This is a genomic window from Massilia pseudoviolaceinigra, from assembly GCF_030846505.1.
GTDB lineage: Bacteria > Pseudomonadota > Gammaproteobacteria > Burkholderiales > Burkholderiaceae_D > Telluria_A > Telluria_A violaceinigra.
This window is the reverse complement of record NZ_JAVCWL010000009.1, coordinates 147,311-170,482: the sequence shown is the minus strand read 5'-3', so window position 1 is coordinate 170,482 and position 23,172 is coordinate 147,311. Positions and strand designations below refer to the sequence as shown.

General features: G+C 63.2%; 22 protein-coding genes. 7 read left to right on the top strand and 15 right to left on the bottom strand.

Going from position 1 to position 23,172, the window contains the following annotated elements; translation table 11 throughout:
* Window positions 1–219: 219 nt before the first annotated feature.
* Complete coding sequence (locus RBA40_RS11235; protein ID WP_306647956.1) at window positions 220–675, top strand: SRPBCC family protein; 456 nt, start codon at window positions 220–222, stop codon at window positions 673–675.
* A gap of 22 nt (window positions 676–697) precedes the next feature.
* Here RBA40_RS11235 and RBA40_RS11230 read toward each other — a convergent pair whose 3' ends face one another.
* The 11 genes from RBA40_RS11230 to RBA40_RS11180 form a co-directional block, all read right to left on the bottom strand.
* Window positions 698–1,153, bottom strand: a complete 456-nt coding sequence (locus RBA40_RS11230; protein ID WP_099873536.1) for a hypothetical protein — start codon at window positions 1,151–1,153, stop codon at window positions 698–700.
* Between the two features lie 16 nt (window positions 1,154–1,169).
* Window positions 1,170–1,628: a DUF2721 domain-containing protein gene (locus tag RBA40_RS11225; protein ID WP_099873534.1), complete on the bottom strand. Its 459-nt coding sequence runs from the start codon at window positions 1,626–1,628 to the stop codon at window positions 1,170–1,172.
* A gap of 62 nt (window positions 1,629–1,690) precedes the next feature.
* Window positions 1,691–2,647 (bottom strand): prolyl aminopeptidase, encoded by a 957-nt coding sequence (gene pip, locus RBA40_RS11220; protein WP_306647955.1) that lies wholly within the window; start codon window positions 2,645–2,647, stop codon window positions 1,691–1,693.
* A 96-nt stretch (window positions 2,648–2,743) separates the two neighbouring features.
* Window positions 2,744–3,370 carry a hypothetical protein gene (locus RBA40_RS11215; protein ID WP_306647954.1) on the bottom strand — a complete coding sequence of 209 codons (627 nt, stop codon included), beginning with the start codon at window positions 3,368–3,370 and terminating at the stop codon, window positions 2,744–2,746.
* Complete coding sequence (locus RBA40_RS11210; RefSeq protein WP_306647953.1) at window positions 3,351–4,343, bottom strand: DUF1993 family protein; 993 nt, start codon at window positions 4,341–4,343, stop codon at window positions 3,351–3,353. The genes RBA40_RS11215 and RBA40_RS11210 overlap by 20 nt, the downstream gene beginning before the upstream one ends.
* A gap of 18 nt (window positions 4,344–4,361) precedes the next feature.
* The gene (locus tag RBA40_RS11205) at window positions 4,362–5,081 is read right to left on the bottom strand and encodes an AAA family ATPase (protein WP_306647951.1); all 720 of its coding nucleotides are present in this window, start codon (window positions 5,079–5,081) and stop codon (window positions 4,362–4,364) included.
* A 1-nt stretch (window position 5,082) separates the two neighbouring features.
* Window positions 5,083–5,787 (bottom strand): YuaM family protein, encoded by a 705-nt coding sequence (locus RBA40_RS11200; RefSeq protein ID WP_306647950.1) that lies wholly within the window; start codon window positions 5,785–5,787, stop codon window positions 5,083–5,085.
* Window positions 5,788–5,874: 87 nt separating this feature from the next.
* The gene (gene phbB, locus RBA40_RS11195) at window positions 5,875–6,615 is read right to left on the bottom strand and encodes an acetoacetyl-CoA reductase (protein ID WP_099873526.1); all 741 of its coding nucleotides are present in this window, start codon (window positions 6,613–6,615) and stop codon (window positions 5,875–5,877) included.
* A gap of 150 nt (window positions 6,616–6,765) precedes the next feature.
* Window positions 6,766–7,944: an acetyl-CoA C-acetyltransferase gene (locus tag RBA40_RS11190; RefSeq protein WP_306647949.1), complete on the bottom strand. Its 1,179-nt coding sequence runs from the start codon at window positions 7,942–7,944 to the stop codon at window positions 6,766–6,768.
* A 64-nt stretch (window positions 7,945–8,008) separates the two neighbouring features.
* Complete coding sequence (locus tag RBA40_RS11185; RefSeq protein WP_157778293.1) at window positions 8,009–8,317, bottom strand: hypothetical protein; 309 nt, start codon at window positions 8,315–8,317, stop codon at window positions 8,009–8,011.
* A 165-nt stretch (window positions 8,318–8,482) separates the two neighbouring features.
* Window positions 8,483–9,391, bottom strand: a complete 909-nt coding sequence (locus tag RBA40_RS11180) for a LysR family transcriptional regulator (protein WP_099873523.1) — start codon at window positions 9,389–9,391, stop codon at window positions 8,483–8,485.
* 109 nt (window positions 9,392–9,500) lie between these two features.
* Between RBA40_RS11180 and metE the strand changes: the two genes are divergently transcribed.
* Window positions 9,501–11,792 (top strand): 5-methyltetrahydropteroyltriglutamate--homocysteine S-methyltransferase, encoded by a 2,292-nt coding sequence (gene metE / locus RBA40_RS11175; protein WP_306647987.1) that lies wholly within the window; start codon window positions 9,501–9,503, stop codon window positions 11,790–11,792.
* Window positions 11,793–11,819: 27 nt separating this feature from the next.
* On the opposite strand, the gene RBA40_RS11170 is transcribed toward metE, so the two are convergent.
* From RBA40_RS11170 to RBA40_RS11160, 3 genes are read right to left on the bottom strand one after another with little or no spacing between them, the layout of a single operon-like run.
* Window positions 11,820–12,698: a hypothetical protein gene (locus RBA40_RS11170; protein WP_306647948.1), complete on the bottom strand. Its 879-nt coding sequence runs from the start codon at window positions 12,696–12,698 to the stop codon at window positions 11,820–11,822.
* A 44-nt stretch (window positions 12,699–12,742) separates the two neighbouring features.
* Window positions 12,743–13,627 (bottom strand): hypothetical protein, encoded by an 885-nt coding sequence (locus RBA40_RS11165; protein WP_306647947.1) that lies wholly within the window; start codon window positions 13,625–13,627, stop codon window positions 12,743–12,745.
* Window positions 13,621–17,889, bottom strand: a complete 4,269-nt coding sequence (locus tag RBA40_RS11160) for an RHS repeat-associated core domain-containing protein (RefSeq protein WP_306647946.1) — start codon at window positions 17,887–17,889, stop codon at window positions 13,621–13,623. Before RBA40_RS11160 ends, RBA40_RS11165 begins: the two co-directional genes overlap by 7 nt.
* 455 nt (window positions 17,890–18,344) lie before the next feature.
* On the opposite strand from RBA40_RS11160, the gene minC reads away from it, so the two are divergent.
* Genes minC through minE form a run of 3 tightly spaced genes read left to right on the top strand, consistent with a single transcriptional unit; the run spans window position 18,345 to window position 20,193 of the window.
* Window positions 18,345–19,097, top strand: coding sequence for a septum site-determining protein MinC (gene minC, locus RBA40_RS11155; protein WP_099873514.1), 753 nt, complete (start codon window positions 18,345–18,347; stop codon window positions 19,095–19,097).
* A 27-nt stretch (window positions 19,098–19,124) separates the two neighbouring features.
* Window positions 19,125–19,940 (top strand): septum site-determining protein MinD, encoded by an 816-nt coding sequence (gene minD, locus RBA40_RS11150; RefSeq protein ID WP_099873512.1) that lies wholly within the window; start codon window positions 19,125–19,127, stop codon window positions 19,938–19,940.
* Window position 19,941: 1 nt separating this feature from the next.
* Window positions 19,942–20,193: a cell division topological specificity factor MinE gene (gene minE / locus RBA40_RS11145; RefSeq protein WP_099873509.1), complete on the top strand. Its 252-nt coding sequence runs from the start codon at window positions 19,942–19,944 to the stop codon at window positions 20,191–20,193.
* 42 nt (window positions 20,194–20,235) lie between these two features.
* Here minE and RBA40_RS11140 read toward each other — a convergent pair whose 3' ends face one another.
* Complete coding sequence (locus RBA40_RS11140) at window positions 20,236–20,727, bottom strand: MDR/zinc-dependent alcohol dehydrogenase-like family protein (RefSeq protein WP_306647945.1); 492 nt, start codon at window positions 20,725–20,727, stop codon at window positions 20,236–20,238.
* Between the two features lie 243 nt (window positions 20,728–20,970).
* Here RBA40_RS11140 and RBA40_RS11135 point away from each other — a divergent pair, with 243 nt between their 5' ends.
* Complete coding sequence (locus tag RBA40_RS11135) at window positions 20,971–21,663, top strand: response regulator transcription factor (protein ID WP_306647944.1); 693 nt, start codon at window positions 20,971–20,973, stop codon at window positions 21,661–21,663.
* 167 nt (window positions 21,664–21,830) lie between these two features.
* The gene (gene hemA / locus RBA40_RS11130) at window positions 21,831–23,105 is read left to right on the top strand and encodes a glutamyl-tRNA reductase (RefSeq protein WP_306647943.1); all 1,275 of its coding nucleotides are present in this window, start codon (window positions 21,831–21,833) and stop codon (window positions 23,103–23,105) included.
* Window positions 23,106–23,172 lie beyond the last annotated feature (67 nt).

The following is a 23,172-nucleotide window of genomic DNA, read 5'->3' as shown; positions in this document are numbered from 1 at the left end:
CATTACAACCTAGTTCTGTAGATGCAGGGTTCTAATCTTCGGCCCGCCACCTCGCGCACGCTTGAGCGTGCCTCCCTTGTCAGGGTCGCCGCTTTCCCGTAGGCTAGCCATATGTTTCCGCGAATCCTATTTTGTTGCTTTCTTGCCTGTTCCACGCCCGCCCTGGCTCAATCCAGGCTGGAGGTGACGGTCAAGCGCGTCGATAGAGCGGACCAGCACATGTTCGAGGTCGCGTCCAGCGGCGAGGTGCGCGCCGCGCCGGCGGCCGTGTGGAAGGTGCTGACCAATTACGACCGCATGTCCGATTTCGTGCCGGACCTGAAAACCTCCAAGGTCCTCTCGCGCACCGGCAACAAGGCGATCATCGAGCAGTTCGGGGTGGCCAGCTTCCTGTTCATCCGGCGCGACATCCACCTGATCGTGCAAGCGACCGAAGAAGCGATGACGTCCATCGACATCAGCCTGATCACCGGCGACATGCGCGTCTACGAATGCCGCTGGGAGCTCGTTCCGGTGCCCGAGACGGGCGGCACGCGCATCGTCTACAGCGGCAGGCTGGTACCGAAATTCTACGTGCCCGGCATGCTGGGGGCGAACATCATCCGCTCCGACATCGAGCGCATGATGAAGGCCGTGCTGGCACGGCTCGATCGCGGCGACAAGCCTGGCAACTAAGCCTGACAACTAAGCCTGACAACTAAGCCTGGTAGCTTTGCGGCTCGCGCAGTTCGGCGAAGGTTTCGATGCTGCCGATCTTGACCGTCACGGGATTGAGACTCATTTGCGGCGCCATGGCGCGCCAGGCGAACTGCCATTCACGTTCTTCCGCTTCGGCGCTGCTCTTGGTGAAGGCGGCGCCCAGGGCTGCGCGCGCGCCGTATTCGACGGCGCCGTCGATTCCGGCCCAACTTGGCAGGGTGCGCTGCACGGCGCGGTGCAGGCGTTCGCCGAATTCCTCGGTGTTGTGGATCACCAGGCAGCAGTCGGCCGGCGAGAAGATCTCGAACAGGGCTTTGTCCCACGCTTGCGAAAACGACAGGGTCAGGCAGTTGTTGGCCGGGACCAGGCGGAACTGCCCCAGGGTCAGCGCGGCTTCCAGTTCGGCGCGCGGCGCGTAGCGGTACAGGGTGGGAGGACGTTGGTAATCGTGCATAAGAAAACTCAATCTGTTAGTTGGCGGCCGGCGGCGAACCGCGCGGACGCACGTGACGGCGCGAACGCAGCGTCTTGGAGGCGACAAAAATTTCGCGCAGCAGGTACACGAAGCTGCCGATCAGGCACAGCATCCCGATCACGAACAGGCCGGCGATGTACTGGTCCAGCGCCACGTTGGTGGTATCGCCCAGGAACAGCAGCGCAATGACCAGGCAAATCAGCAGGCCGCAGGCGGTACTGAGCGCAATGGCGTAGTTCACCAGGTGCCAGCGGCGGTACAGGACCTCGAGTTCGTCCATATAGGCGTCGTGGTAGGCGATGTCGAGCCGGTCTTCCAGCACGCGCGAACGGTCGATGATGCGTGCCAGGCGGTTGGTCAGCACCATCAGGTTGGTGCACACGCCGGTAAGCAGGAACACCGGCGCAATGGCCAGCTGGATGACGTGGCCGATATCGGTGAGCTGGATATTCATAGGGCGCTGTAAGTTGATAATGCGTGTACAGCCGCTAGTGTAGCAGGGCCACCCCCGCCGTCCTAATCGAAGCGTCCGCTGCGCTTGAACTGCTCGGTGGCGCCCACCAGGGCTTTGGCGATGCCCGCTTCCAGCGCGCCATGGCCGGCGTCGGCCACCATGCGCAGGCGCGCGCCCGGCCAGGCCTGGTGCAGGCGGTAGGCCGACAGCGGCGGGCAAATGACGTCGTAGCGGCCCTGCACGATGACGCACGGCAGGTGCGCGATGCGGCCCACGTCCTGCACCAGCTGGTCCTCGCGCAGGAAGCCCTGGTTGGCCATGTAGTGCGATTCGAGCCGGCCCACGCCCAGGTCGAGCGTGTCGGAGGCGGTATCTTCCGGCTGCGGCAGCAGGAATACGCGGCGCCCCTCGAAACGGCTCCACGCACGCGCCGCCGGCCAGTACACGGCCGGATCGTCGCACAGCATGCGCGTGGTGTAGGCCGTGAGCAGGTCGGCCCGCTCGGCCTCGGGAATCGGGGCCACGAATTCGTCGTACAGCTCGGGGTAGAACCAGCGCACGCCGTGCAGGAACCAGTCGACTTCGGCGGCGGTGCACAGGAAAATCCCGCGCAGGATGAAGCCGAGGCAGCGCTCGGGATGCGCTTCGCCGTAGGCCAGCGCCAGGGTCGAGCCCCACGAGCCGCCGAACACCAGCCACTTGTCCATGCCGAACTGCTCGCGCAGCGTTTCGATATCCCCGATCAGCAATTGGGTCGTGTTCTCGCGCCACTCGCCCAGCGGAGTCGATTTGCCGGCGCCGCGCTGGTCGAACAGGATGATGCGGTACTGCTGCGGATCGAAAAAGCGCCGGTGCTGCGGCGACAGGCCGGCGCCCGGGCCGCCGTGCAGGAACAGCACGGGAATGCCTTTCGGATTGCCCACTTCCTCCCAGTAGATGGTGTGCAGCGCATCGACTTGCAGCATGCCGTGCCGGGTCGGCTGGATCGGCGGGAACAGGCAGGTCGGAATGGCGGGCATGGGAGTCCTCTTGTAGTTGACATCCGATTGTAGCGCACTGGCGCGCCGCTGCCGCCGGGCTTGACGCAGCCGGCGCGGCGAGCGTGCCTGTCGCGCCTATCGCGTCTGACCGGCCAGCGACTGCACCGCCGCCAGCGCGGTTTTCAGTTCGCCCCCCACCTGCTGTTTCCACAGGACGGCGGCGGCCGAGAATTTGCGCTCGCCGGTCAGCGCCGTGATCTGGCGCCGGATGTCCGCGTCGAGCATGCCGAACTGGCGCAGCTCGGGAGAGCGCGGCGCGCCGGATCGCCCGGTGGGGTCGCGCTCCATCAGGCAGGCATGCAGCTCGGGCAGCGGCTGCGGCGCGCCGCCACCGTGCGCCAGGCTGGCCGACAGCCGGACATCGAGCGCCTCGCCCAATTCCAGCCCCTCGTCGGGCCAGTCGATCAGCTGCGCCACGTTGTAGATGGTGTCGACCTGGGCCTCGCGCACGACGTCCAGCAGATCGTGCGGGTCCACGCCGCTGGCCAGCAGCCTGCCGACGGCGCCTCCATGGCGCTGCAGCGCGTCCGGCGCGGCTTCGTCGACGACGCTGCTCCATAGCCCGCGCAGCAGCAGTTCGTGCAGCAGCGAGCGCGCGTCGCCCCGCGCCACGTCGGCGGCGATGGCGGCCGCCCGCGCGGGAGCGATGCCGATGCCTTCGAGCCGGGACGCGGGCGAACGATCAGGCATTGGAGTAGACATGAAAACCGTCGAAATCGGCCTTGCCGATCGCGACGCCGCCCTGGCGCAGGATGGCGTAGGCGGCGGTCAGGTGGAAAAAGAAGTTCGGCAGCGCGTACTGCAGCAGGAACGCCTGGCCCGGCAAGGTAACCAGCGCTTCGCCGGCACGGTCGCTGACGACGCGGCTGGCGGCGCCGTCGAACTGCGCCGGCGTGAGCGCGTTCAGGAAGCCGAGCACGAAGTCGATGCGCTGGCGCAGGCCGTCGTAGGTCGGCGCAAACGTGCCGCTGTCGCGCAGCGCGTTGGCGGGAAAGGCGCCAGTCTGCGACAGGACGCTGCCGGCAAGCGGGGCGCAGGCGCGCACGACGAAATTGGCCGCCACCTCGGCCTGCACGGCCAGGGTCAGCATGCCCGGCGCCAGGCGCGCGCCCAGCAGTGCGTCCGCATCCGGATGCGCCTCGGCCAGCACCAGCATGGCGCGCAGTTGACGCAGGTAGCGCCGGAACACGGGCACGCTGGCCTCGTACAGATTGTCGTTCATGGGTGGCACCTCGCGTGCGCGCTGCAGCGAATACTGCACTTCGATATCGTCTTTCATCTTGCCGCGCTCCCAACCCTGCGATTCGTAAAAGATGTCGGCGCGGGTGTCGGCGCCGGTAGAGAGCACGATCTGCTCGTGCCCGTGCTCGAACAGATCGTCCACCGCCAGCGCCAGCAGGCGCTTGCCGATACCCTGCCCTTCGCGCGCGGGGTCGATGAAGAGCGCCCAGATCGACCCTTGTTCGCGGTCGGCGCTGGCAAAACCGGCGATGACGCCGTCGTCCTCGCACACCCAGGTGCGGCCCAGGCGCCCCAGGTAATCGCGATACATGGCGGCGGTGACGCGGCCAGGGTCGCGCAGGCGGTTCTCGGTAACGGCCAGGCGGATGGCCGACATGGCGGCGATGTCCGCTTCGGTCGCCAGCCTGAAGGTGAGCGTGGAGGTGGTATTCAAGTTGATCGTGTTCCTGTGTCAGTCATCGGCGAGCAGCTGCTGCAAGCGCCGTGGATAGTGGTTGAGAAAATCGCGCGTGACGGCGAAATGTTCGGTGTCTTCGTATGCCACTTCGGTGATGCCGCTGCCGTCGAACTGCAGGATTTTCGCGTTCGGGTACGACAGCAGGATCGGCGAATGGGTGGCGATGATGAACTGGCAGTCCTGCTTGACCAGCTGGTCGATGGCCGACAGGGCGGCCAGCTGGCGGTTGGGCGACAGCGCCGCCTCGGGCTCGTCGAGCAGGTACAGGCCGCCGGCGGAAAACTCCAGCATCACGTCCATGAAGGCTTCGCCGTGCGAACGCAGATGCTTCGATGGCCCTCCGCCGGGAGGGAGCTCGTCGAGATAGGTAAAGACATTGAACAGGCTTTCGGCGCGCAGGAAGTAGGACCACGCCGGCTTGCGGAAGCCTTTCACCAGTTTCAGGCAATCGTGCAGGGGCGAGACCTTCTGCTGCCCGCGCGAGACGCTGCGGCTGCCGCCTTCGCCGGACAGGCCGATCGCCACGGCGATCGCTTCGAGGATGGTCGACTTGCCGGCGCCGTTTTCGCCGACGAAAAAGGTAACGTCGGCATGCGGCTCGATCACGCCCATGTCGCGCACGGCGGGAATATTGAAGGGGTAACTGTCGAAATCGATCCCGGCATCGTCGGTGATCGAGATTTCGCGTAAATAGGGTTTGGCGCTGATTGACATGCTAGTCCCGCGTAGACAATTGCAGCTTGAGGACTTCAAGCTGATAGGCGTACCGTTGCACCTGGACGTTCAGGATAAACGCGCCAGCTATCATCGATATGGCAAACACAAAAAGGAGAAACAGGACTGCACTGGGTAAATGGGCAGGATCTGCCCAGTCTGCGAGAAAAAATGATGCGCGCCACGGTACTTCTTTAAAGACCGCCCAGCCACCTGCCAGCAACACCACCAGTGCCAGCTTGTCCGTTCCGCCAATAAACATCTTGATGCGCTCGCGCGCCCGGTTTGCTCTCAGTTCCACGAATTCCTGCGCACGCTTCAAGTCCTTTTTATTAAACCTGTCCAGCCTGCGCGAATGAGCCAGATCCCATTTTAGGTCGGAGATAAAATTACGTAGTAGCGACTCCCTTAATGCGATAAATGAGCATAGTGTTTCGGCGACCAACGCTATCAGGATAACCACCTCCGATAAGATAACTCCCAGCCCAAATACAGCACCAACCTCACGAGGGATTCCACGCAGCGGAGAGACGAACTTATCCCATCCAAAGAACAATAAAAAAATCCCACCTAATCCCAATGAGATGAGGAAGGCATATACCGTGACGCGATGAAATAACAGCTCCCACCCGGCACGTCCCGTTCGTACGCGAACCGGCTCGAATGTCTCGACAATCGCAAGAATTTCAAATGCAGCACTGCTCATGAACCGCCTTTACGTGACTGCAGTCGTAAAGTAAAAAAGCACCACCCTGCGGGCAGTGCTTTTGGATGATGCTAACGCCAGCGGCGATTAGGACATATGCTGGCCGCCGTTAATGGCGATGTTGGCGCCTGTCACAAAAGCGGCTTCGTCCGACGACAGATAAGCAACCAGACCGGCGACTTCTTCTGGTTTACCCAGGCGGGCCATCGGAATTTGCGGGATGATCTTGGTGTCGAGCACTTCTTTCGGGATTTCCATGACCATCTTGGTGCCGATGTAGCCCGGCGAAATGGTGTTGACGGTCACGCCCTTGCGCGCCACTTCCAGCGCCAGCGCCTTGGTGAAGCCGTGCATGCCAGCCTTGGCGGCCGAATAGTTGGTCTGGCCGAAGGCGCCCTTCTGGCCATTGACCGACGAGATGTTGATGATGCGGCCCCAGCCGCGCTCGACCATGCCATCGCACACAGGCTTGGTCATGTTGAAGACGGAGTCGAGGTTGGTAGCCATGACGGCGTCCCAGTTCGGCTTGTCCATTTTCTTGAACGTCATGTCGCGCGTGATGCCGGCGTTGTTGACCAGCACGTCGATCAGGCCGACTTCGTCCTGGATCTTCGATACGCAAGCCTGGGCCGAATCGTAATCGGCCACGTCGCACTCATAGGCCTTGAAGTCGTAGCCCATGTCCTTGGTGGTCGCCAGCCATTCCGCGACCTTCTTGTTACCAGGGGAATACGTGGTGACGACCCGATACCCGAGAGCGGCCAGCTTGAAACAGACCGCCTCGCCCAAACCGCCCATACCGCCGGTCACTAATGCAACTCTAGCCATTTTGTCTTCTCCTGTTTTTGTACACCAACTCCAACCAAATCGCGGGGGCGGATTGGACCCGCCCTTGCTCCGCTTGAGCGCCACTGAGCGGTGCTCAGTAGCGCTCATTGTCGCGCCGTTTCACCCCATCGCGCTTGCGCGCAACGATGCTCAGTCGCGTTCTACTGCCAAAGCAACGCCCATGCCGCCGCCGATGCACAGGCTGGCCAGCCCGCGCTTGGCGTCGCGCCGGACCATTTCGTGCAGCAAGGTCACCAGCACGCGGCAGCCCGACGCACCAATCGGGTGCCCCAGTGCAATCGCGCCGCCATTGACGTTGATCTTGCTGGTATCCCAGCCCATTTCCTTGTTGACGGCCACCGCTTGCGCGGCGAAGGCTTCGTTAATTTCCATCAGGTCCACGTCTTCGTGGGTCCAGCCGGCCTTTTGCAGGCACAGCTTGGTCGCCGAGACAGGGCCCATGCCCATGATGGTCGGGTCCAGCCCGGCCGACGAATACGCCTTGATGCGCGCCAGCGGCTTGAGACCGAGTTCCCTGGCCTTGGAGGCGGACATCATGATCACGGCGGCGGCGCCATCGTTCAGGCCCGAGGCATTGCCCGCCGTTACGGTACCAGCTTTGTCGAAAGCGGGGCGCAGGCTGGCCAGCGATTCGAGCGTGGTGCCGTGCTTCGGATACTCGTCGGTGTCGAACACGACAGTGCCCTTCTTGGACACGATTTCGAAGGGAATGATTTCATCCTTGAACTTGCCAGCCTTTTGCGCGGCTTCGGCCTTGAGCTGCGACTGCAGCGCGAATTCATCCTGCTCGGCGCGCGAGACGTCGTATTTCTTGGCGACGTTTTCGGCGGTCACGCCCATGTGGTACTGGTTGAACGCGTCCCACAGGCCGTCCACGATCATGGTGTCGACCAGCTTGGCGTCGCCCATGCGGAAACCGTCGCGCGAGCCGTTGAGCACGTGCGGCGAGGCGCTCATGTTTTCCTGGCCGCCGGCGATGACGATGTCGGCGTCGCCGCACTTGATGGCCTGGGCCGCCAGATGGGTGGCCTTCAGGCCGCTGCCGCAGACTTTACCGACGGTAAAAGCGGGCACCATGTTCGGCAAGCCCGCCTTGATCACGGCCTGGCGGGCCGGACCCTGGCCAGCGCCGGCGGTCAGCACCTGGCCGAGGATGACCTCGTTGACTTTGGCCGGATCGAGGTCGATCTGGGCCAGCAGGTGCTTGATGACGTGGGCGCCCAGTTCGGCGGCGGGAATTTTCGCGAGCGCGCCGCCAAATTTACCGACTGCGGTACGGCCAGCGGCCACGATTACGACGTCTTCCATGTGAATCTCCGATGTACTGTGTTCTGGCGCGGTGGCCAATAGGTTTCAAGTGAGCGGCCTGGCACTAGGTGCCGGTCGCCGTTCCCGGCTGAGCTCCGGCCGGCGGCGCAGCCAACTGGGGCCGACCGAAAATTGCAAACTGCCATGCATCGCGCGGAACCGGGGTCAGCCAGTTGCTGGCGCCGCCCGCACATTGCCACTGCCGGGTTGCGACGGTGGCCGTGGCGAGCAGGGTTCTTATCGAATCGACATTCACTTCCGCCGCGGACACGCCGGCGTCCATGGCTGCGTGGACGCTGCGCTGATACATGCCCGCTTGGGTGTCGAACAGTTCCCGCATGGAGCGGAACAACAGGTCAGAACTTGAAAACATGGTTTCCCTTTTCGGATGGACGGTCTTTGACAGCGCTGGGCGTGACAAAGTCCTCCATCTTAGTTTCCAGACTCCGTTCGAGTTTGAGCAAAATCAATCTTATCAGCTTATTCACCGAAAACAATCGGGGATTGCCCTGCGCCCGCAAATTACCCCGGCCGGATATCAGCTAAGCAAGGTGATGCCGTCGAGCGTGCGTGCGCACTGCTCGCGGATCACGCCCACGAAATCGCTCACGTAGGCCTTGGCGGCCAGGGCTGGCGGCACCGAAACGAACAGGTCGCTCCACAGGCCGAACTCGCCCACCGGGCGCGCCAGCACGTAATCGTAGTCGACGTAGTTCTTGATGGCCCAGTTGGGCAGCGCGGCCAGTCCGCGCCGGCTGGCGACGAGCTGGAGGATTGCCACGGTCAGCTCGGCCGTGCGGCGCTCGAAGCGCACATTGGCCGGGCGCAGGACTTCGCGGATCAGGTCGATGCGCTCTTCCGGCACCGGATAGGTGATCAGGGTTTCGCCTTCAAAATCGGCCGCTTCCAGGCGGCGCTGGGTGGCCAGGCGGTGCTTCTGGGCCAGCACCACCAGAATTTCGAAGCGGAACAGGGGAAACACGGTGTAGTCGGGACCGCCGGCCGAGCCGATCACCAGGTCGGCCAGGCCGCTGCGCAGCAGGTCGACCGGTTCGCTGTGAAAGCCCGACACCAGGTCGATCTCGACGTCGGGCCAGCGCTGGCGGAACGCATCCATGACCGGCATCAGCCAGTCGAAGCAGGTGTGGCATTCGAGCGCCACGCGCAGCTGGCCCTTGTCGCCCTGCGACAGGCGCGCCACGTCGCGCTCGGCCTGCTCCACCTCGGGCAGCACCTGGTCGGCCAGCGCGAGCAGGCGCATGCCGGTGGCGGTAAACGCGATCGGCAGCGACTTGCGCTCGAACAGGGGGGCGCCGTAGCGCTCCTCCATCAGCTTGATCTGGTGCGACAGGGCCGACTGGGTCAGGTTCAGCAGCTGTGCGGCACGCACCAGGCTGCCGGAAGAGCGCAGCGCCGTGAGCGTGCGCAGGTGTCGGAGTTCTAGCATGGTCTCGTTCTATGAAAATTTTTCATGCGGAACTGCAAAAGGTTTCGTTTTGATTATATGACACTTTGCCGCAAACTTTACACACGAACAATGAAATCTCGATGACATGATGAAAACGCTACAGACACACGTGCTCGGCTTCCCCCGCATCGGCGCACGCCGCGAATTGAAAACCGCCCTCGAAGCCTTCTGGAGCGGCGCCAGCGGCGAGGCGGAACTGGAAGCGGCCGGCGCCGCTCTGCGCACACGCCACTGGGCCCTGCAGGCCGCGGCGGGGCTCGATCTGGTAACGGTGGGCGACTTCGCCTTCTACGACCAGGTGGCCAGCCATATCCAGCTGTTCGGATGCGAACCGGCACGCTTCGGTTTCGACAGCGCCGCCACCCCCCTCAGGCGCACCTTCGCCATGGCGCGCGGCGAGCGCAGCGATTGCTGCGGCGGCCAGCACGAAGACCGGCACGGCGGCCACGCGCTCGACATGACCAAATGGTTCGACACGAATTACCACTATCTGGTGCCGGAATTCGGCCCCGACACCGCCTTCACCCTGGCCGCCGAGCGCCTGCAGGCGGAAGTGGCCGAAGCCCAGGCGTTAGGCCACCGGGTCAAGGTCAGCCTGATCGGCCCGCTCACCTTCCTGTGGCTGGGCAGCGCGCGCACAAGCGGCTTCGACCGTTTGAGCCTGCTCGAAAAGCTGCTCCCGGTCTACACCGCCTTGCTGATACGTCTCAAGGCTCAGGGCGTGGAATGGGTGCAGGTCGATGAGCCCATCCTCGGCCTGGACTTGCCGCAGGAATGGCGCAACGCTTTCGAGATCGCCTACTGGCTGCTGGCGCAGTCGGGCGCGCCCATCATGCTGGCGACCTATTTTTCGCCGCTTGAAGAAAACCTGGGCCTGGCCTGCCGCCTGCCGGTGGCCGGCCTGCATGTGGATGGCGTGCGCGCGGCGCATGAACTGACCAGCGTATGCGACTGGCTGGCCCTGCCCAAGGTGCTGTCGGTCGGCATCGTCGACGGGCGCAATATCTGGCGCACCGACCTCGACGCCGCCATCGACGTGCTGGCGCCGCTGCTGGCACGTCGCGGCGAACTCTGGCTGGCGCCCTCGTGCTCGCTGCTGCACGTGCCCCTGAGCCTGGCCGATGAAACCGCGCTCGATCCCAAAGTGCGCTCGTGGCTGGCGTTCGCCACCGAAAAACTCGATGAACTGGCGACCCTGAAAACGGCCCTGGGCGGGGCCGACGCGCCGCAGCTGGCCGAGGCGCGCGCGGCCATTGCCAGCCGCGCCCGCAGCACCCGCGTGCACAGCGACGCCGTGGCGGCCCGGGTCCAGGCCTTGCCACCCGGCGCTGACCGGCGCGGCGCACCGTTTGCCACGCGCCAGGCGCTGCAGCGGGCGCGCTTGCGCCTGCCGGCTTATCCGACCACGACCATCGGCTCATTCCCGCAGACGGCGGCGATTCGCGCCGCGCGCGCCGCCTTCCGCCGCGGCGCCCTGCCGCTGGCCCAGTATCAGACGGCCATGCGGGCCGAAATCGCGCACGCGGTGGCGCGCCAGGAAGCGCTCGGGCTCGATGTGCTGGTGCATGGCGAAGCCGAGCGCAACGACATGGTCGAGTATTTCGGCGAGCAGCTCGACGGCTTTGCCTTTACCCAGCATGGCTGGGTGCAGTCGTACGGCTCGCGCTGCGTCAAGCCGCCGGTGCTGTATGGCGATGTGGCGCGTCCGCACCCGATGACGGTGCACTGGTCCGTGCATGCGCAGGGCCTGTCGGCGCGCCCGGTCAAGGGCATGCTGACCGGGCCGGTAACGATGTTGCAGTGGTCCTTCGTGCGCGACGACCAGCCGCGCGCGCTGACCGCGCTGCAGATCGCGCTGGCCATGCGCGACGAGGTGGCCGACTTGCAGGCGGCCGGGATCGGCATCATCCAGATCGACGAGCCGGCCCTGCGCGAAGGCTTGCCGCTACGGCGCGCGCGCTGGGACGATTACCTGGCCTGGGCCACGCGCGCGTTCCGCATCACGGCCGGCGCCGCGCACGACGCGACCCAGATCCACACGCATATGTGCTACGCCGAGTTCAACGATATCCTGCCGCAGATCGCCGCGCTCGACGCCGACGTGATCACGATCGAGACCAGCCGCTCGGACATGGCATTGCTCGATGGATTCGGCAAGTATCGCTATCCGAACGAGATCGGCCCGGGCGTGTACGACATCCATTCGCCGACGGTGCCGGATACGGACGCGATCGAACGCTTGCTCAGGAAAGCGGCGCAGGTGATCCCGGCGGCCAATCTGTGGGTCAATCCCGATTGCGGCCTGAAAACCCGCGGCTGGGCGGAGACCGAGGCGGCGCTGGCAAACATGGTGGCGGCGGCGAAGCGCATGCGGGCCTGATGCGGCGCTTGCGGCCGGCATCGACGATCAGAGCCGGATTTCCGGATAGTCGCCGAACCAGAATGCGAGCGCTTTCCTGTTGACGCCATCGGCGCCGGTCCAGAAATCGACGGGGTAGGCCCAATCGGAGCTGTGCGATTTCGATGGCGCCAGACCGGGATTGATGTAGCGCGTGAGGTAACCTTTATGTTCCTCCGTCTCCAGAATGCTCGCGATGCCCAACGCCTCCACCAATACTCTGCACTGATCGTTGGTTGCCTTGAACCCCTCGATCCTTTTCAGGTGTTTATGAAGATCCTTGGGTTTGGTCTTGGCATCCACCGATTGCAAGATATCGAGAATGGCGTTAAAAATGCGGAAGTCATTGACCGTCGGCTTTTGTTGAGCAAGTTGCAGGTATTGAGCCAGGTGGAACTGGATGACATACGGCACCTTCAGCAGCCCGATTGATCCGTACTTGTAGCGATCCACGTTCCAGTCAGTGGGATCCATGTCGGTATAGACAGCGGCGGCGGAGCAAATGGCGCAGTAACCCGGGGCTGAGGATTTTGTAAAGCCGTGCTCAGGCATCGTCTGCATAATCGCAAATGGCGCGAAACCACTTCGAAAATCAAGACGCTCCGCAGTAAAACTTGACAGAAAAAGATCGGTCACGTGCGGCTTCTTGCATTGCTTCGCATACTCAAAGCACTTCTGAACCGCCGCATCATGTTCCATGTCAAGCGAATCGAATGCCAATCCTTGCTCTTTCAGGTATTCAAATTCCTCGTCGGTGCTGAAGCCCCGTAGATCGATCCATCTCTGCTCGTGCGGCTCCAAAGGACGGATCGAACGAGAATACGATTGGGAAATACTGCTATATTTTGCCAATAATTTAAGCGCCTTTTTGTCAACCGAAGCATTCACTATTTTTCCTTCAAAAGATGCACTTGGAATTTCGCTTGCCTCCGTCATTCAAGTAGTACTTCGGGATATGCGCCAAACCAGAATTCAAGTGCCTTCCTGTTGACCCCATCCGCGCCCGTCCAAAAGTCGACGGGATAGGCCCAGTTCGAGCTGGAAGTCTTTGAAGGGGCGAGGCCTGGATTTGTATAGTGCGTGAGGTAGCCCTTGTGTTGCTCCGTCTCTAGGATGCCTGCGACGCCCAGCGCTTCCAGTAATCTTTTCCATTGATCGTTGGTCGCCTTGAAACCACTGATCTTCTTCAAATCCTTGTGCAGGTCCTTGGGCTTCGCCGTTGCCTCCGCCGAACGTAGTACATCGAGAATCGCATTGAAGATACGGAAATCTTCCGACGTTGGCGTTTGATGAGCACATCGGAGATGCTGCGCCAGGTGAAACTGAATAATAAAAGGAACTTTTAACGGTCCGATGGATCCATATTTAAACCGCTCCGCATTCCAGTCTGTCATGTCCATGTCAATGCAGACGTCACTACCGGAGCAAATATGGCAAAAATTTGGTACATTGCTATTGGCAAAGCGGTGCTCGGGCATTGTCTGCATTATCGCGTAGGCTGCGAAATCGCTGCGTAAGTCGGGACGCTCTGTAGCGAAGCTCGACAAGAAAAGATCTGTAATTTGGGATTTCTTGCATTGTTTAACATACTCAAAACACTTCTGGACAGCCTCATCGTGCTTCATATCTACCAGATCAAACGCTAAGCCATGTTCTTTCAGGTACGCAAATTCCTCGTCGGAAGTAATGCCGAATTCGTCGATCCATCGTTGTTGGTACGGTCGTAAAGGGTTTTTTGAACGAGCATACAATTGTGAAACGCCACTGTAACTTTTTAATAGTTTGAGCGCTTTCTTGTCAATTTGGTCAGTTAGCATTTTGTTCCTTTTAATGGTTTGCCGGAAACTTGCCCCATTTCACTTGGTACCCGCCCGTTCAAATGAGCTTCGCCCGCGGCCATCTTTAAGCTGGCAGTATCTGTTTTTGGATCCACTCCGGCAATTGCATTGCCCCGTACCAGATCCCCATTCGTTTTTCTACGGCCGATAATTCCGGTGTCATCAATCGCTATCCCCTCGATGCCCTGGGCAGTCAACTTCGGCGTGCCCGGTTCGGTAATCCGGGTCATGGTGTCGCCCTTTCCGAAGCGAAAGCCATCCTTGCCTTTGTTATTGCCATGACGTCGCGCCACATCAGCCATTGTCTGCTTGTCGCTCGCGCGGCCGTGGTAATACACTTTTCCCGAGCTGTCCGTTAAATGATAATTCCAGTCCCAGCCGAGCGGGTCCGCCCAGCCGGTCGGGTTGGGCACGTACGCAAACAGATTGGTGCCGCCTTCCAGCCCGATCGGATCGGGGCTGATGTAGCGCCCGATATCAGGATCGTAAAACCGGAAGGTGTTGTAATGCAGCCCCGTGCTCTGGTCGGCATACTGCCCCGGATAGCGCAACGGCTGCTCGATCCTCGACGCCATGGCTGTTTCGTCACCGATGTCGGCCTTGCCCCATGCCGTATAGCTGGCCGTCCAGGCCATCTCGCCGCTTTCGTCCGTGACCTCCAGCGGCGCGCCAACCAGATCCGTGTGGAAGTGGTAAATGCGCGAACGCGGCTGCTCGCTGCCCGCCGCCGCCAAGGCCACGCCCTGGCCGATGGCCGTATCCACGCGCGCCAGCGGCGTGAAACCTTCATCCGGGCTGTAGATATAACAGCTGAGGGCGCCGTCGCGGATTTCCTGCACCATACGCAAGCCTTGCCAGACGAAGCGGCGCCGTCCCTCCGCAGGGATTGCTCCCGTGGCGCCGCGCAATTCGGTCTTGGCGATGCGCCGTCCCAGAGGATCATAATCGAACAGCGTTTCCGCCGTCCCCCACGCGTCCTGGGTACTGACTTTGATCAGACGGTCGTCCGCATCGAACGAAAAATGCTGGACCTGGTTTGCGCCCTTGCGTTTGGTAAGCAGGTTGCCCCAGGGATCGTAGTCGAAGCGCAGATCCTGCCATGCCTTGAGGCGGTTGCCTTCAATCCGGCCGCCGCTCTTGCGCGCCACGTCGTCGAGCAGGTTGCCCGCCGCATCCCAGGCGAACGTTTCCAAGCGCTGCTGCGCGACCCGGTTCTGCTTGAGCATGCGGCCCGCCAGATCGTACTGATACTGGATGGCGCCACGGATATTATCGCGCTGCTCTCCCAGCTCGCCGATCGGGTCGTAGCGGTAATTGCGCCACAGAAGACCGAGCCCGGCGCCATGCGCCTCGCTCTTGCGGGCGGACGCCTGCCACAGGCGCCGTCCCAGCCTGTCGTAGCCGAGTTTCTGGATCAGCGAGCCCTGCGTGTGGGCGATTTCGCGGTGCAGGTCGTCGCGCTCGAAGTCGCTGATGACGCGCTCGCCCATGCGGATCTGGTGCACGTGGCCGGAGCCATAGCTGAGCGTATCGATCCGCTGCTCATGCGGCAGGCGCAGGCCCGTGACGTTATCGAGCTCGTCGAGTTCATAGTCGACCCGGCCTTCGGCGCCTTCTTCCGCGATCAGGCGCCCGGCGGCATCGTAGCCGAAGCGCAGAGCGCTTTCGGTCACGCCCAGCGCGGCGCCAGCCTCGGTCGGCATGCGCGCGGTTGCGGTCAGGCGGTCGCCCGCGTCCCACTCGTAACGGCTGATCGCCGTGGCGGTCTGCCTGGCCAACAGCCGGCCCATCTTGTCACGCCCGAACAGCGTGGTGCGCAGGGCGCGCCCGGCTTGCCCCGGCGTGGGCGCGCCGTGTTCGTCGAGCGCGATGATTTCGCCCGCGGGATCGTAATGGCGGTGCCGCTCGACCCCGTCCGGGCGTATTTCGCGCTCAAGGCGGTCGCCCGCATCGTAGCTGAACAGATAGCGGGTATCGGGGGCCGTCGCCAATTCCACCGGGCGTCCGCGAACATCGTAGCGGTAGCGCGAAACGTGTCCGGCCGGGTCGACCGCCTCGATGACCTGGCCACGCGCGTTGCGCTTCCAGTGCCGGGTCTGGGTCGCATTGCGGCGCGCAAACGTCACCAGTCCCGCGGCGTCGTACACATATTCTTCGACACTGCCGTCGGCCAGCAGGATGCGCGCCGGCTCGCCCGTGGGCAGGTTCTCGTAGCGCGTGACCTGGCCCAGTGCGTCGGTGACCGATGCGAGTTCGCCGTTGACGTCGTAGGTGTAGTGCGTGGTTTTGCCGGAGCAGTCGGTATAAGAGAGCAACTGGCCGCGCTCGTCCCAGCGCATCTGCTGGCGCCCGCCACTGGCGTCCACGTGCACCAGGGGCAGCGGGCTCACGCCGGTCTCGTCGTATTCGTAGCGCTCCTCGCGTCCAAGCACATCCGTGGTGCGCAGCAGGCGCCCTGAAAAATCGTACTCCGCTTGCCAGCGCTGGCCATCGGCGAAGGCAAGCTGGGTCACGCGCATGCTGTGGCCATCGTAGCCGGTGGTGGTGCGCCGGCCGAGCGGATCGGTCTCGCCGACGAGGCGGCCCATGGCGTCATAGTCGAACACGACCTTGCGCTCGCCAGGCAGATCGAGCGTGGCCGGCGATCCCGCGTCGGTGTAACTGATGCGGTAGACGCCGCCATCGAGGTCGGTGCATTGCACTACCTGGAAATGGGCGTCGTAGATCCAATGGGCGCTGCGCCCCAGTTCGTCGGTGGCCCGGGTCTGGCGGCCCGCCGGGTCGTACGCGAAGCGGGTGCGTTCGCCCTCGCTGTTGCCGCATTCGGCAACGCGCGGCGCGCCGTCGATGATCTCCCAGCGGTAATGGCAAACGAAACCGAGCGCGCTGGTGTGGCTCGTCATCAGGCCGTCGGTATAGCTGAACTGGCGCGCCAGGTTGCCGTTGGTGTCATGCACGCTGATGAGCTGGCCGAGGCTGTCGTAACCGTAGCGCACCAGCCAGCCCGGCGTGCCGCCGCGCACGCGCTCGATGCCTTCCAGGCGCCCCGACTGCGCGCCGTACGCCAGCCGCACCATCTGGCCGTCGCTGGTTTCGATCGACAGCAAGCGCTGCGCCGCGTCGCGGGCATAGTGCTGCCATTGGCCGCTACGGTCTTCGATGCGCATCAGCGGGGCCGGCGCGCCGCCGGTCACGTCGAGCTGGCCGAAGTCGTAATACACGTCGTTCACGTCGTACATGATAAAGCGGCCGTCGGCGCTGCGCGTCAAAAAGCACTGCTCGCTCTCGCTGAATTCCGCATGACCGGGCTGCATCATGGGAAAACCGGTTTCGCGGCCCTGGCCGTCGCTGTACCAGACCTTGCCGTCACGCGCCTGCAGCCAGACTTCCCAGGGCAGTACCCAGCCGCGCCCCAAGTCCCCGACGCGCTCCAGGTTACTGCCATAAAAACGCGCGCCGGTCAGGGGAATCGGGCCGGGCAGGACGAAGTCGGTTTCCTCTTGCGCCAGCAGCAGCTTGCGGCCGGTGGTGACGTCGACCGGCTCGCCCAGCAAGCCGCCGATGGCGCGTCCGACCACGGGCGCGATGACGTAGCGGCTGAGCGCTTCGCCGGCGGCGAAGCCGGCCAGGAAGCGCGCCGCGCAAGGCAGTACCGCGCGCGTCAGCCCCCCGCCCGCCTTGCACAGCAGCTTGCCGATGCCGCCCACCGCGCCCGCGGCGGTGAAGGCCCAGTCGACCGCGGTGCGCAGCCCGGGCGGGATTTCATCGGCCACGGGGAGATACGGTTCCCTGCCGCCGCCGATGAAGACATTCGAGGAGCCGCCGGAAATCTTGGCGCCGCAGGTGATCGCATCGTCCTTGCGCGCGGCCGGCAAACTGTTGATGAAGACGTTGCCCGAGCCTTCGGCCACCAGCTGCACCGGGCTGTGCATGCTGCACGCCGCCGTACTGACCTTGGCGTAGGTCGCCGCCAGGCCATTGGTCCAGACGTTGCGGGAACCGGTCACCAGCGTTCCCGTCACGGTCGTACTCATTTTCCCGATCGCCTCGCCCAGACTGAGGATGCCCGACGCACCAAGACCGGCGGCCAGGCCGGCGATCAGGGCGACACCGAAGCCGCAGGTGAAGGTGGCGAACGCCACCGCGGCGATCAGGGCAATGCCGATGAGCGCACCGATCAGAAAACCGGTCAGCGCATTGGTATGGGAGATGGGATCGGTGATGCGGGCAGCTTCAAACATGCTTTCCTCGATGTGGGAGATAAGAGCAGGCGCGACAATGTCCGGCCCCGCTGCTTGCGCAAACAGGCCTCTGATGCCTGGACCTCCGGGCTGGCGCGACAAGCGCATCCCGGGTGCACAAGCACCGCAAACATTGCAATTATATAATAGTAAATTTACATATAATCAATGTTTGACAGCCTGTTACATCAATGCCGGCCGTGTCCCGCCGCGCGCGCGGGCGCATGCCAAACGAGGCCGGGCAATCACGGACTAGTCCTCCTGAGAGGGGCTCGCGCAGCGTCGGCCGGGATATCCTTATTGAACAAAAGTGCTCGCTGTACACCGCAAAAACCGGCTTGAAGTTGCCACGCGGAACATAAGTGGCAAGCCTCCCATAACCGCAATTTTCACAGTAGAATGCACGAGCCTGCGCCACTTTGGGCGGTGATCCGCCCATCCCTCACGACTCGTCTATGCTCAAAAGCCCGTCCCAACTGCCTATTGAAATCAAGATTTCCACCGTGGTGGCGATCTCCACGATTCTGTACTCGGCCGACCCGCTGGCGATCGACGCGGCACTCAAGCAGATGACGGGCGGCACGGCCGATTTCTTCGAAGACGAATTCGCCGTGATCGATATCAGCGCCCTGGCCGAGAACGCGCCGCGCATCGATTGGGACAAGATGGTGTCGCTGCTCAAGAAATATCACCTGAACGCGGTGGCGGTGCGCGGCGCCCCGGCGGCCATGCACGACGCGATCCGCGCGCGCGGCCTGTCGCTCGACGACGGCGCCAGCGGCGACAAGGAGCGCGCCGAAGCGGCAGTGGCGCCCGCGCCGGCCGCGGCGGCGCAAGCGCCGGCTACCGCCATCGTCACGCCCGGCACCATGATCATCGATACCCCGGTGCGGGCCGGCCAGCGCGTGTATGCGCGCGGCTGCGACCTGATCGTCACGGCGGTGGTCAACAACGGCGCCGAAATCATCGCCGACGGCAGCATCCATATCTACGCCTCGCTGTTCGGGCGCGCGCTGGCCGGTGCCTCGGGCAATGCGGATGCGCGCATCTTCGCCATGGCGATGCAGCCCGAGCTGGTCTCGATCGCCGGCGTCTACCGCACCTTCGAAGAAGGCTTTGCTCCCCAGCTGGCGCGCCAGCCGACCCAAATCCGCTTGATCGGCGACCGAATCGATATACTGTCGATCAGCCCGGCCTCCCGCGTTTAAATACCAGATACGAAAAAAGGACCCCCTGTGGCACGAATTATTGTTGTGACTTCCGGCAAGGGCGGCGTCGGCAAGACGACCTCCAGCGCCAGCTTTTCCACCGGCCTGGCCACGCGTGGCCACAAAACCGCCGTGCTCGACTTCGACGTGGGCCTGCGTAATCTCGACCTGATCATGGGTTGCGAACGCCGCGTCGTGTACGACCTGATCAACGTCATCAATGGCGAAGCCTCGCTCAACCAGGCGCTGATCAAGGACAAGCATTGCGACAACCTGTTCATCCTGCCGGCTTCGCAGACGCGCGACAAGGATGCCTTGTCGGAAGAAGGCGTCGAACGCGTGCTGCACGACCTGATCAACATGGGTTTCGAGTACATCGTCTGCGATTCGCCCGCCGGCATCGAGCATGGCGCGCTGATGGCGCTCACCTTCGCCGACGAAGCGGTCATCGTGACCAATCCGGAAGTGTCGTCGGTGCGCGATTCGGACCGCATCCTCGGCATCATCCAGGCCAAGTCGCGCCGTGCCCAGACCGGCGCCGAGCCGGTCAAGGAACACCTGTTAATCACGCGCTACTCGCCCAAGCGGGTCGAGAACGACGAAATGCTGTCGTACCAGGACGTGCAGGAAATCCTGCGCATTCCGCTGATCGGTATCATTCCCGAGTCCGAATCGGTGCTGCACGCATCGAACCAGGGCAATCCGGCGATTCATTTCAAGGGCACCGACGTGGCCGAGGCATACGAGGACGTGGTGTCGCGCTTCCTCGGCGAAGACTTGCCGCTGCGCTTTACCACCTATGAAAAACCAGGCATATTCCAGCGCATCTTCGGAGTGAAGTGACATGGCCCTGCTTTCATTCCTGTTCCCCTCCAAGCCGAAGAGCGCCACGGCGGCCAAGGAGCGCCTGCAGATCATCATCGCGCGCGAACGCGGCCACCGCACCGGCCCCGATTTTCTGCCGGCGCTGCACCGCGAACTGCTTGAAGTGATCTCGAAGTACACCCGCGTCAACCCGGACGACATCAAGCTGTCGCTGGACCGCCAGGGCAACCTGGAAGTGCTTGAAGTAAACGTGGTGCTGCCCGATAGTTAAGGCCATCGCTCCCGCCCCGGCGGGAGCGGGTACCACTCAACGCTAGGCGGCCCGCGCCGCCAGCAATTGCTGGGCCACCGTGGTGCAGGCTTCCACATGATCGTAGCCGAGCTTGCGGAACACGGTAAACCCGATCGCTGCCGACGCCAGCTGTCCGGCCAGCGGCACGAAGCGCGCGGCCGACTTGGCGAACACCCTCAGCCCGGTACGCTTGAGCAGCTGCACCGCCAGCTGGCGCGTGACCAATTTTCCCACCATCATTCCGCCCACCCCCGCGGCGGCCCCGTAGACGATGCGCTTGTAGGTCGGTTGCAGGTGCTCGACCTGCGCGGCGGTCAGGCCGAAGGCCGCGTTGACATCGTTGACCAGGCCGGTCAGCATCGACAGGTCGGACATCACGTCCAGCCCGGGAACCGGCAGCGCCGACACCCCGGCCGAGACGGCCGCGCGGTTGCGCACCATGCGGCGGCATTCTTCGCGGACTTGCATAATCGCTTCGGAATTGCCCGGAATCAGTGTCAAGTCCTCGTTCATGGTTCTCCTTTCGATATGTAAATTTCTTTCAAGACTCAAAATGTCGATTGAATTCGGCGTTTTTCCAGTGTACCGTGTTATCAGACGGGGGCATGGCACGACAGCTCAGTTCGTTGCCTCGTGTAAATTAATGTGTTTCACTTTAGTGTTGCTTTGGAAAAGTCTGTTATATTCAGAGTAACTATTCAGTAGCAATAGTAGAACTCCACCGACAACACGTTTTTACGTTCGACACATGCCACCATGAGAATTGCCGTCCTAGACAATGACCGCAGCCAGGCGGACCTGATATGTCAGGTTCTTACCTCCGCTGGACACGTCTGTCAGTCGTTTGACAGTGGGAAGGATTTGCTGGGACAGCTACGCAAGGACAGCTTCGACATGCTCGTTCTGGACTGGCAGGTAGCCGACATGAGCGGCACCGAAGTGCTGCGCCGGGCCAAGGAAAAGCTGCCGGGCACCACGCCGATGATGTTCCTCACCAGCAGCTCGGCCGAGGACGATATCGTGGCCGGCATCACCGCCGGGGCCGACGATTACATGGTCAAGCCGCTGCGCCGGGGCGAGCTAGTGGCGCGCGTGCAGGCGCTGCTGCGGCGCGCCTATCCGGCCCAGAACGGGGCGGAACAACTGCAGTTCGGACCCTACATTTTCGAAACCCGGCCGGGGCGCCTGCTCATGGACGGGAACGTGATCGAGGTCACCCACAAGGAATTCTACCTGGCACTGTTGTTTTTCCGGAATATCGGCCGTCCGCTGTCGCGCGCCTATATTCACGAGGCGGTGTGGATCCGGGAAACGGCGCTGCCGTCGCGCACCATGGATACCCATGTGTCGCGTGTAAGAAACAAATTGCAGTTGCGCCCGGAGAATGGCTTCCGGCTGGTACCGGTGTACAGCTATGGATACCGGCTGGAAAAGCTGGGCGCCAGTTAGTTCGTCGCCCCCCGCGCCGCAGCGTCGCGGGCGGCTCGACATCGGCCGCCCGACATAGCTGCACATCGGCCACCGGCATTGCCCTACCGCACCAAAACTACCCCCTTTCGGTAAGCCATTGACGCATCACGGTATAATGGCGGTATAACTCCGTACACTGTAAAGCCATGCAACTGCTCGCCGTCGGCCTCAACCACACCACCGCACCGGTCTCGCTTCGCGAGCAGCTGGCGCTCGCGCCTGACCAGCTCGGCCAGGCGGTGCAGGCGGCGCGCGGCTGGTTTGCCCGCATCGATGCCCGTGGCGGCGACGAAGCGGCGATCCTCTCGACCTGCAACCGCACCGAGATGTACGCCGCCAGCGATGTCGACAATCCGCTCGACGCGAGCGCCCACTTCCTGGCCGATTACCACAAGCTCAACTTCGCCGAACTGCGGCCGCATCTGTACATGCTGCCGCACGATGCCGCCGTGCGTCATGCATTCCGGGTTGCCTCGGGGCTCGATTCCATGGTGCTGGGCGAGCCGCAGATCCTCGGCCAGATGAAGGACGCGATGCGCCTGGCCGACGAAGCCGGCGGCCTGGGCACCTATCTGCACCAGCTGTTCCAGCGCAGCTTCTCGGTGGCCAAGGAAGTGCGCACCACCACCGAAATCGGCGCCCACAGCGTATCGATGGCGGCGGCCGCGGTGCGCCTGTCGCAGCGCATCTTCGACAAGATCTCCGACCAGAACGTGCTGTTCATCGGCGCCGGCGAAATGATCGAGCTGTGCGCCACCCACTTCGCGGCCCAGAACCCGAAAAACATCACCATCGCCAACCGCACCATGGAGCGCGGCGAAACGCTCGCGCACCGCTTCAACGGCAAGGCGATCCGCCTGGCCGCGCTGCCCGACCAGCTGGCACAGTTCGACATCGTCATTTCGTGTACCGCCTCCTCGCTGCCGTTGATCGGCCTGGGCCTGGTCGAACGCGCGATCAAGGCGCGCCGCCATAAGCCGATGTTCATGGTCGACCTGGCCGTGCCGCGCGATATCGAGGCCGAAGTCGGCCGCCTCGACGACGTGTTCCTGTACACCGTCGACGACCTCGGACAGGTGGTCCAGACCGGCCTTGAAAGCCGCCAGGCCGCCGTGGCCCAGGCCGAGGCCATCATCGAAACGCGCGTGAAGTCGTTCATGCACTGGATCGACGACCGCGCCATGGTGCCGGTTATCCAGGACCTGCAGGAAAACAGCGAAGCGATGCGCCTGTTCGAACTCGAACGCGCCAAGAAAATGCTGGCGCGCGGCGACGATGTCGACGCCGTGCTCGACGCCCTGTCCAAGGGCCTGACCGCCAAGTTCCTGCACGGCCCGCAGCAGGCGCTGCACCGCGCCCAGGGCGACGAGCGCGCCCGCCTCGCAACGTTGCTGCCGCAATTGTTCCGCGGCCGCCGTTAGCGTTCCAGCCTGTCGTTTCGCCGCGCCGCGGTCCTGCGCCCGCCGCTCCCGCCAGTCCCTGCCGTTC

Bases quoted from the DNA above. Each gene is read 5' to 3' on its own strand.
- RBA40_RS11180 (WP_099873523.1), bottom strand. From the start codon at position 9,391: ATGCTAGAACTCCGACACCTGCGCACGCTCACGGCGCTGCGCTCTTCC.
- RBA40_RS11230 (WP_099873536.1), bottom strand. From the start codon at position 1,153: ATGCACGATTACCAACGTCCTCCCACCCTGTACCGCTACGCGCCGCGC.
- RBA40_RS11135 (WP_306647944.1), top strand. From the start codon at position 20,971: ATGAGAATTGCCGTCCTAGACAATGACCGCAGCCAGGCGGACCTGATA.
- RBA40_RS11160 (WP_306647946.1), bottom strand. From the start codon at position 17,889: ATGTTTGAAGCTGCCCGCATCACCGATCCCATCTCCCATACCAATGCG.
- RBA40_RS11190 (WP_306647949.1), bottom strand. From the start codon at position 7,944: ATGGAAGACGTCGTAATCGTGGCCGCTGGCCGTACCGCAGTCGGTAAA.
- RBA40_RS11185 (WP_157778293.1), bottom strand. From the start codon at position 8,317: ATGTTTTCAAGTTCTGACCTGTTGTTCCGCTCCATGCGGGAACTGTTC.
- metE (WP_306647987.1), top strand. From the start codon at position 9,501: ATGAAAACGCTACAGACACACGTGCTCGGCTTCCCCCGCATCGGCGCA.
- minC (WP_099873514.1), top strand. From the start codon at position 18,345: ATGCTCAAAAGCCCGTCCCAACTGCCTATTGAAATCAAGATTTCCACC.
- phbB (WP_099873526.1), bottom strand. From the start codon at position 6,615: ATGGCTAGAGTTGCATTAGTGACCGGCGGTATGGGCGGTTTGGGCGAG.
- RBA40_RS11165 (WP_306647947.1), bottom strand. From the start codon at position 13,627: ATGCTAACTGACCAAATTGACAAGAAAGCGCTCAAACTATTAAAAAGT.
- RBA40_RS11140 (WP_306647945.1), bottom strand. From the start codon at position 20,727: ATGAACGAGGACTTGACACTGATTCCGGGCAATTCCGAAGCGATTATG.
- hemA (WP_306647943.1), top strand. From the start codon at position 21,831: ATGCAACTGCTCGCCGTCGGCCTCAACCACACCACCGCACCGGTCTCG.
- RBA40_RS11215 (WP_306647954.1), bottom strand. From the start codon at position 3,370: ATGTCTACTCCAATGCCTGATCGTTCGCCCGCGTCCCGGCTCGAAGGC.
- RBA40_RS11225 (WP_099873534.1), bottom strand. From the start codon at position 1,628: ATGAATATCCAGCTCACCGATATCGGCCACGTCATCCAGCTGGCCATT.
- RBA40_RS11205 (WP_306647951.1), bottom strand. From the start codon at position 5,081: ATGTCAATCAGCGCCAAACCCTATTTACGCGAAATCTCGATCACCGAC.
- minE (WP_099873509.1), top strand. From the start codon at position 19,942: ATGGCCCTGCTTTCATTCCTGTTCCCCTCCAAGCCGAAGAGCGCCACG.
- RBA40_RS11200 (WP_306647950.1), bottom strand. From the start codon at position 5,787: ATGAGCAGTGCTGCATTTGAAATTCTTGCGATTGTCGAGACATTCGAG.
- pip (WP_306647955.1), bottom strand. From the start codon at position 2,647: ATGCCCGCCATTCCGACCTGCCTGTTCCCGCCGATCCAGCCGACCCGG.
- RBA40_RS11235 (WP_306647956.1), top strand. From the start codon at position 220: ATGTTCGAGGTCGCGTCCAGCGGCGAGGTGCGCGCCGCGCCGGCGGCC.